This is a genomic window from Streptomyces sp. NPDC058459 (assembly GCF_042721685.1).
Classification (GTDB): Bacteria; Actinomycetota; Actinomycetes; order Streptomycetales; family Streptomycetaceae; genus Streptomyces.
Genome location: NZ_JBHXLV010000248.1, coordinates 1 through 9,146, shown reverse-complemented (window position 1 = coordinate 9,146; position 9,146 = coordinate 1). Strand labels below are relative to the sequence as shown.

Here is a 9,146-nt window from a genome sequence, read left to right as displayed (position 1 = left end):
CCGCCTCCCGGCGGGCCTTGGCCGCCGCACGCTTCGCCGCCTCGATCGCCCGCTTGCGCGCCAGGGCCGCGGCACGCCGGGCAGCCGCCTGAGCCGCCTTGCGCGCCGCGATGATCGCCGCGCGCCGGGCCGCCGCACGGATCGCCGCCTGGATGGCGATGCGGGCCGCGATACCGAGCACCACCACGACCGGGAAGAACTCGCCCGAGGGATCGGAGAACGTGGCCGGGGCGTTGTTGCTGTAGGCGTACGGGTTCATCGTGGCCGGCCGACCGAAGTCGACCATCGGGTCGACGGTGAGGAACCTGCCGGTCAACGGGTCGTAGTCCCGGGCGCCCAGCCGGGTCAGCCCCGTGTCCCGGTCGACCGTCCCGCCGACGAAGCCGCGCTGTCCGGGCCAGGCGGTGGGCTGGACCCCGCGCTCCTCGCCGAACGGCATCGACTTGCGCCGGGTGACGCCCATCGCCGGGTCGACCATGTCCACGACCGTCTGGGACGTGCCGTGGTGGTCGGCGAGCATCATCTGACGGACCCCGCCGGTCGCGCGGACCGTCGTGGAGCCGTCGGGGTGCGGGTAGAAGCGCTCCGCTTTCGCCGTGGTGTTGGCCGCGTTGACGGTGAGCTCCGCGTCGCCGAGGTACAGCGTGCGGCTGCCGTCCGCGCCGGTGCGGATCAGGCGTTCACCGTCCGCGCCGTAGAGGTAGGACGTGGTCTGCGTGCCGCCGCCTTCGACGGGCTGGGCCACCTTGCGCAGCTGGCCCTCGATGTCGTATTCGAGCGTCTGCTGGTTGCCGCCGTGCTGTCGGCCGGTGGTGTTGCCCGCCTTGTCGTAGGAGAAGGTGTTCAGGCGTTCGCCCTGCGGGCCGACGGACTTGATCTCGGCGAGCGCGTTCGGGCCGCCGACCCCGTCCTTGCCGTAGGTGTAGGTGCGGGTGACGTCCTTCGCCGTGTCACCGGCCGCGTCGTGCTCGACCAGCCGTTTCCGGTTGCCCGCGTCGTCGTACTCGTACGACTGCCAGTAGGCGTCCGGGCCGCCGACCGTGGTCTGGGACGGTCCGGACGAGCAGTCGTCCGTCTTCGCCGTCCAGGCCGAGGTCATCTGCCGTAGCTGGTCGTGGACGAAGCACTGGGTGTCCGTCTTGCCCGCGTCCGGGGCGGCGCTGCCCGGCACGTCGGTGATCTTCGTGATGTTGCCCGCGTCGTCGTAGCCGTATCGCGTCTCACTGATGCGGCCGGGGCTGACGGAGCGGTCGAAGGTGGCCGACTGGAGCCGACGGGTGAACTCGTCGTAGACGTAGGAGCCGTAGACCTTCTTGCCCGCCGTTCCCGCGTCGGTGCGCAGGATCTCGCCGAACGCCGAGTACTGCACGTCCGAGAGGTAGGTGGACGCGCCGCCGACGAAGATGGGCAGGTCGTCGGAGTTGTAGCGGAACAGGACCCGCTCGGTCACCAGACCCCCCAGACCGGGCACTTCGACCCAGGCGAGGTTGCCGGTGGGGGTGTAGGAGTAGGTGTACGTGTAGGTGCCGGCGAGGCCGGTCTCCTCGGCCGGGATCACCGTCCTGGTCGACTTCACCCGGTAGGCGTTGTCGTAGGCGGTGACCTCCTCCCGGTACTCACGGCCGCCCTCGTAGCGGATCTGCGCGGTCGGCAGGCCCTTGACGAGGCTGTCGTACGTCCACTCCACGCGCTTGGGCCCGGTGTCGCTGCCCTCGCGCAGTGTGGTCGGGCGGCCGCCCTTGTCGTAGGTGGTGACCAGGGTCCGTTCGAGCGGGTCGACGGTGGCGACCACGTTGTCGGCGTTGTCGTACCGGACCTCGGTGCGCCCGCCGTCGGGGTCGGTGCTCGCGGTCTGGCGGCCGCGCTTGTCGTACTCGAAGACGGTGGCGGCGCCGCCGGGGGCGGTCACCTTGCGCAGGTTGTCGAGGTCGTCGTACTCGTAGAGGGTGTCCCGCCACTTGGTGCGGGCCTGGTCGGTGTACTCGCGCTGCCTCTCGGCCCGGCCCTCGGCGTCCTCGAAGACCGCCGTGACCGTGTCGCCCTTGGGCGGGAGGGTGGTGGTGACGTCGCCGTCGCGCTCGGTCGTGGTGCGCAGCTTCTCGGTGCCGCGGTAGTAGGTGATCTCGGCGGTGGACTGGCCCAGGCCGTCGAAGAGGGTCCTGCTCTGGGACGGAACCTCGTTGTCACCGACCAGCAGGAGCTTGGGTTCGGGCTCGGCCGCGTTGTAGTACCCCTCGTTCTCCTTCCATTTGCGGCCGGCGCTGTCGTAGAAGGCGTCGTTGACGATCCGGCCCGCGCCGATCGCCTCGTCCTGCGTCTGGCGCTCGCGCCCCAGGCCGTCGAGGATCTCGTGGGAGGCGGCGTACTGGCCGTTGTCCTTGAGCGTGCGGGTGGTCACGACGGTGGGGCCGTCACGGCGTACCGCGTAGTCGTTACGTCGCCGAGGGGGTCTGCGTCGCCGGGTCGCGGTCGATCTCCCAGACCTTCAGCAGTCGGCCCAGCGGGTCGTACACCATAGTGGACGACTTGCCGTTGGTGTCGGTCTCCTTCAGCGGCAGACCGCGGACCGGGTCGAATTCCGTGGTCTCCGTGTGGCCGAGCGGGTCGGTGGAGACCTGCTTCAGCGGCTGGGCCACCGTCGCGGGCGTGTAGGTGATCCACGTCTTGCGGTCGTCGGCGTCCCAGGTCGCGGTCTCACGACCGTGGATGTCGTACTCGGTACGGTCGATCGTGACGTAGCTGTCGCCCGAGCCGTTCAACTCCTGGACCTGCGTCGGCAGACCCCTGGTGGGCGTCGCGCCGAAGACCAGGCCGTCGTAGAACGTCCGGGTGTCCTCGACGACTTCGGGGTCCGACGTGCCGCAAGCGCCGAGCGTAGTCCTCTCGCGGGACTCCGACTCGACCAGGTGCGCGACCGTGTTGCGCACGTACTCCACCGTCGAGCAACGGAGCTTGCCACCCGGCGTCTTCTCCTCGACGCGGTATGGCAGGCCGTAACTGTCGTACGTGGTGGTCTCGGTGGAGGTGCGCCAGGTCTCGCCCTTGACGCGCTCGCGGGTGCGGACGGTCTCCGGCCGGGTCATCCACGCTTCGAGGGGCGTGTTGCCGGTACGGGTCCGGGTGGCGGTCTTCACCGCCCAGGGCGTGGTGACCGTGGCGGAGTCGACGGGGCCGCCGTCGGACTCATAGGTGAGCTGCTCCAGCAACTGCCCCTGGTACTGCGGCAGATCGCTGTACGTCTTGCCCTCGCTGTCCGCGACGGTGACGGAGCGGGTGCCGGAGGGCAGCTTGTCGCCGTGCATGCCGCGGAAGTAGCGGTGCTCGGTCAGCTGCCTGACGTCGTCGCCCGCACCCTGACGGGTACGTACGCGCTCGTAGCCGCGGAACTGGGACCAGGTCCGGTGCTTGTTCTCGGTGAACTCGCTGTCGTCGTGGGCCCATCCGGCGCCACCGAGGTACTCGTAGGAGGTGACCTTCGCGGGGCTGTCGGTGACCAGGTCCTCCTCGCGGACCTCGGTGACGACGTACTTGTGGAACCAGTCCTTGACCGGGTTGAGCGCGCCCTTGGGGGTCCAGTACTGCGGGAAGCAGCGCATGGTGTTGGACTCGGGCGAGGCAGGCATCCGCCTGGGCTCCAGCGCCTGGCAGTCGCGCGGGGAGTAGGTGACGGCGATGCGGCCGCCGGTCTCGGTGTCGATGGCGTGCACGCGGTAGCGGGAGAAGGGCGGCAGGCCCTCCACCTTGTCCACGCGGTTGTCCATCTGGAGACCGGAGAAGGTGACCTTCGGCATGTCGGCGGTGCCGCCCGCGCCGTGGCCGGTGCGGGTGATCGACTCCAGCCACAGGGCCGGGGAGGTGCCGTCACCGGTGGCCGGGAAGGACTGCTCCAGCGTCCAGGAGTCGACGACGCTCAGCGTGCTGCCCACCAGCACACTGGTGGTGATCTTCTTGAGCCGCTTGGTGGTCCAGAAGGTCGGTGCGTACTTGTCGGTGCACTTGGCCCCGGAAGCGCACTCCTGGTCCAGCGGGGTGTCCGGCCAGTATCTGGCGTTGGCGGCGGTCCGCTTGGCCTCGGCGCAGTCGAACCCCGCGTCGGGTATGCAGCGTTCGGTTGTGGTGAAGGCGACCCGGCCCGCGGGCTGGGTGCCGAACAGCTTGTCGGCGCGCAGACCGTAGTCGATGCGGGAGAGCTGCGCGGCGCGGGTGTAGGAGATCTGCTGGTCGGCCTTCATGTTCTGGCCGTAGTAGTTGGTCTCCTTGGCCCACCACAGGGTCATGGCGTCACCGAGCGGGTCCACCACGTAGTCCAGATTCCAGCGGTACGCCTGGGCGCAGTCGGAGTCCATGAAGGCGGTGGCGTGGCACGGCTCGCCGGGGTGGTTGCCGAACACCGGCGCGGTCAGAGCGGAGTTGGTGACCGTGCCGTCCGGGGCGCCGGGGAGCTTGTTCAGCCCGAAGTGGTACTGCGTGCCGTCAGTGGTGGTCAGGACCCAGTACTCGCCGTCCTTGGTGTTGTTGGCCGCGCCGCTCCTGTGCTGCAGGCGGGAGCCGTCGTCGTCGGCGGGACGCCACTCGTCGGTGCCGTCCTTCTTGACCAGTTCGGTGGTGTTGCCGCCGAGCGACATGACCACGTGGTCGGAACCCCAGCACAAGTCACCGCTGTCAGCCGTGTTGTTGGGCTTCTTTCCGTCGATCTCGGCCTTGTCGTCGGAGCAGGAGCGGTAGCGCCGTTCGATGAAGCCCGGCTCGTAGTCCCATCCCTCGGCGATCCAGGAGGACTGGGCGTTGGTGGAGGCGGTGCGGCCGTCCACGGCCTGGGAGGAGTAGGAGAGTTCGACCTCGGGCTCGGGGCCGCCGGGGACCTCGGGCGCCTCGATCGGATAGGTCCAGGCGAAGCCACCGGATGAGGAGCCGGCCATCCAGGAGCCGGACGGCGACAGGGAGGTCGCCTCGTGGCTGCCGCCAGGTCCGGAGGCGGCGGCGGTGGCGGCCAGCACCATGGGTACCGCCTTGGCCGCCGGGAGGTCGACGGCGCCGGAAACGGTCTGGCCGACCGGGTCGTTGGTGCCGTCGAGCGCGGTACGGGTGCGGCAGCGCTCCTGCTCGGGCGTGGTCAGCGCACACGCGGGCAGGCGGTGCAGCTTGAGCCGGGTGCCCCAGTCGCCGCCGTAGGAGTCCTTGATGGAGGAGTAGTCCAGCTGGAGTTCGACGGCGCCGGACGCTGCGCGGGCGAGGCCGCCTCGGGCGGGTGCCGCGGTGAAGAGTACGCCCTGTACACCGGCCTTGTGCGCGGCGGCGGGGCTCTTGACCTCGATCTGGACACCGCTGCCGGGGACGGCTGCCGGAGACGTCACGGCTTGGCCGCGGGATCGGACGCCGCCCGCGGCTCGGCCGGCCCTGCGGGCCTGATGGGCGCTGACCAGACCGGTGCGGACGGTGTTCCTGCCGTCGGCGGACAGCGGCGCGCGCCGGGCCGTGGTGGGCGGAGTGCCGGTGACGAGGGTCGTGAAGTCGGCCGCCGCGACGGTGCCCGCCGTCGGCCTGAAGGTGACCCCGGCCTCGTCACGGGCCTTGGGGCGCTTCCTGGCGTGATCCCTCCCCGGCACCGACGCGTCCCGCTTCAGCTCGGAGACGCGGGAGCTGCCTGAGGCGGCGCTCGCGTCGTCCGGTATCAGGCCGATGAACAGCAGGAGTCCGACGATCAGGGACACGGATCTGTGCCAGTGACCGAAGTACCGGAGATGTCTTGTCAGTTGGTCCACAGATGGCCCCCCCTCACTCTGAGTAACCATTTCTGTGAAGACTCAGAGAGTAGGCGATGATGATCATCTCTACAAGTAAAGCGAAAGCAATGCAACAATCCTCAGTTGATCAATCAGTTGGCAAAGAACGCACCACACATCACTATGATTCCGGGGGGATTCACACATGTCACACGCATCACGAAGACGACGCCACGTCAGGGGTGTGGTCGGTACGGCACTTGTCGCGGCTCTGACCCTGGCGGCCACCGGGGTGGCGCCGACCACGAGCGTCGCCGCCGGAAGCACTCCGGTCGCGTCGCCCCTTGACGCCGAGTCGGACGCCATGGTGAAGGCCGCACGGACCGGTGAGCCGGTCGAGGTTGCCGCCGCCCGCACCGAGACGAGCGAGACGTACGCGCTGCCCAACGGCAACCTCAGGCACACCCAGCACTCGATCCCCGTGCGGGTCAGGCGTGAAGGCGCGTGGACTCCGGTGGACACCACACTCACCGAGGCGGGGGGCCGGATCACTCCCCGGGCCACGCCCGGCCGTGTGAGCTTCTCGGCGGGCGGCGACACGAGTCTGGTCACCTTGGCCGACCGGGGCGGCGAACTCTCCCTCACCTGGCCCGAGCCTCTGCCGCGGGCACGGCTCGACGGCTCCACCGCCACGTATCCCGAGGTCTTCCCCGGTGTGGACCTCGCCGTCCGGGCCGGTGTGGACGGATTCAGCCAGGCCCTGATCGTGAAGACACCCGAGGCCGCGGGCCGGCCGGAACTGGCCGAGATCGGTTTCGGACTCCACACCGAGGGTCTGGAGGTGCACAAGGACACCTCGACGGGCACGATCCGGGCCGTGAACGCCGCGGGCCAGACGGTGTTCGCCTCCTCGACGGCCCGGATGTGGGACTCCTCCGCCAGGGCCGAGGAAGCGCCGGCCTCCCGGTCGGCGGGGCCGACTCCCCCTGCCGCCGCTCCCGCGGGCGCTGAGCCCTCACCGCTCACCCCTGGCACCAAGAGCAGCGCGGTCGGTGTCGAGATCACCGACGAACAGGTCTTGCTGACGCCGGATCAGAATCTGCTCCACGCTCCCGACACCCGGTTCCCGGTCTACATCGACCCACGGATGACGGGTACGCGCGAGGCGTGGACGATCGCCTACAAGCCGCATCCGAGCAGCAGCTACTGGAACGGCACCGGCTGGGACGGCGGCACCACGAGCGAGGCGCGCGTCGGCTACGAATCCTCGACGGGCGGCACCGCCCGCTCCTTCTTCCGGGTCGGCTCGAAGTTCCTGGCCGGGGTGAAGGTGGTCGACGCACAGTTCCAGATCACGGAGACGCATTCGTGGTCCTGCACGCCCAAACCGGTGGAGCTGTGGCTGACCGGCAGCATCAGCTCCACGACCACCTGGAGCAAGCAGCCGTCCTGGGCCACCCGCCAGGACAGCCGCAACTACGCCCACGGCAACGAGACTTTCGGTTGCCCCAATGCAGCGGTCGACTTCTCCGCCAAAGGACGCGGCGGTCAGGGCCGCCGCGGGCAAGTGGTCCGACATCACCTTCGGACTGCGTGCTCCGCAGAGCGCCGAGGACGGCAAGGACGCCTACAGCTGGAAGAAGTTCAAGCCGGACGCCAAGCTGATCGTGGAGTTCAACCGGCCGGCGAAGGCTCCGTGGGATCTCGACACGGTTCCCAGTACCAAGGTGAGCAGTACCGAATGCGGCAACGGCGCGTCGTACGTGACGCTCGGCAACACCGATGTCCAGTTGACGGCGCAAGTCTGGGACCCCGACGGGGGTGACGTCAACGTCCAGTTCCAGCTGTGGGCCACCGGCAAGCACGATGTCTCGCCCGGCATCCTTCTCGACAAGAAGGTGAAGGTCACCGTCAAGGCGAGCGACTCCAGGGGGGCCCGGGCTCGCATCACCGTGCCCAAGAACCTGCTGGCAGCCCACATCGGTGCGAGCGACGGGCAGTTCTCCTGGAAGACGCAGGCGGAGGACACCGCCGACGCCGCGTTCGCCTCCGACTGGACGCCGACGCAGGGCGCGGCCGGCTGCCGGTTCGGCTTCGACCCGAAGGCGCCGACCGTGATGCCGGAGGTCAGCTCCAAGGACGGTCTGTTCCCCGAGACGACACCGGACGGGGAACCGGTCGAGGGCGCGCTCGCCCGCAGCGAGGGCCAGTTCGAGTTCGGCGCCAACGGCGAGACGGGGGCGACGGACTACCTGTACGCCCTGGACCGCACCCCGCCGAGCACCTCGGCCAAGCCCACGAGCAAGGGCGGCCCGGCGACGGCCAGGATCACCCCGCTGACGCCGGGACCGCACACGCTGTACGCGCGCATCGTGGACGCGGGCGGCAACGTGGGCCCGGTCTATCCGTACCGCTTCTACGTCAAGAGCCCGGGAATGATGGACAAGCCCGGCGACGTCAACGGTGACGGTGCGCCCGACTTCTTCGCCGTCGACGAACCAGGCAACCTGCGCCTCTACGGCGGTACGGGGGGCGGTGCGATGGCGACCATGCTGCCGCTGTCCTCGTCCGGGGGCTGGAGCGGTGCTCTCCTGACGCATCGCGGCGACTGGACCGAGGACTTCTACGAGGACCTGGTCGCCCGCCGTCCCGACGGCAAGCTGTGGCTCTACCCCAACAACGGTCTGGGCGAGTTCACCGAGGACACCAAGCAGGAGGTCTACTTCTTCGCCGATCCCGAGACGGGGGTGGTCATCGACCCGGCCACCATCAGGCAGATCGTCTCGGTCGGCGACATCACTCCCGACAGCGAGTCGACCAACCCGGACTTCGTCGCGGTCATCGGCGACCAGCTGTGGTTCCTGCCCGGCTACACCTACGGCAGCATTGACGCGGGCTATCTGATCGGCAGCACCGGCTGGGGCAAGATGCACCTAGCGTCGCCGGGAGACGTGGACGGGGACGGGTGCACGGACCTGATCGCCCGCAACACCCAGACCGGTGAGCTGTGGCTGTACCACGGTCGCGGTGCTGGCGACGCGGACGGTGACGGCGTCTCCGACGGGGGCACCGACCCTGCCTCGCTGGGTGTCGGGACCAATCGCACGGCGTACGCCACCGGTTGGACCACGACGGCCCGGCCCCTGCTGACGGCTTCCGGCGACTCGAACGGTGATGGCGTGCCAGACCTGTGGAGCACCACATCGAGCACCACGGCCGGTCTGGAGTTCGTACCGGGCCGCCGCACCGGCCCGGTCGGCCCGCCGGTGACGGTCGGTACGGGCGGCTGGCAGGCGATCAGGGCGATCTCCTGAGCAGGGCGTGGGAACACGGCTGAGGGGTTGGCGCGGAAGTGTCCGCTTAAACACCTCATCAGCATTGCGTATTAATTACTTGTAGAAGGCTAAGTGTTATTCGTATTTC

At 69.3% G+C, this 9,146-nt stretch carries 3 protein-coding genes; 1 reads left to right on the top strand and 2 read right to left on the bottom strand.

Features of this window, described 5'->3' with window-relative positions:
- A partial coding sequence (locus tag ACFWN1_RS29390; RefSeq protein WP_384368481.1) for an RHS repeat-associated core domain-containing protein occupies positions 1-2,398 on the bottom strand: 2,398 nt, incomplete at its 3' end.
- Positions 2,399-2,432: 34 nt separating this feature from the next.
- Positions 2,433-5,711, bottom strand: a complete 3,279-nt coding sequence (locus ACFWN1_RS29385; protein WP_384368478.1) for a hypothetical protein — start codon at positions 5,709-5,711, stop codon at positions 2,433-2,435.
- 1,523 nt (positions 5,712-7,234) lie between these two features.
- On the opposite strand from ACFWN1_RS29385, the gene ACFWN1_RS29380 reads away from it, so the two are divergent.
- Complete coding sequence (locus ACFWN1_RS29380; protein ID WP_384368475.1) at positions 7,235-9,037, top strand: FG-GAP repeat domain-containing protein; 1,803 nt, start codon at positions 7,235-7,237, stop codon at positions 9,035-9,037.
- Positions 9,038-9,146 lie beyond the last annotated feature (109 nt).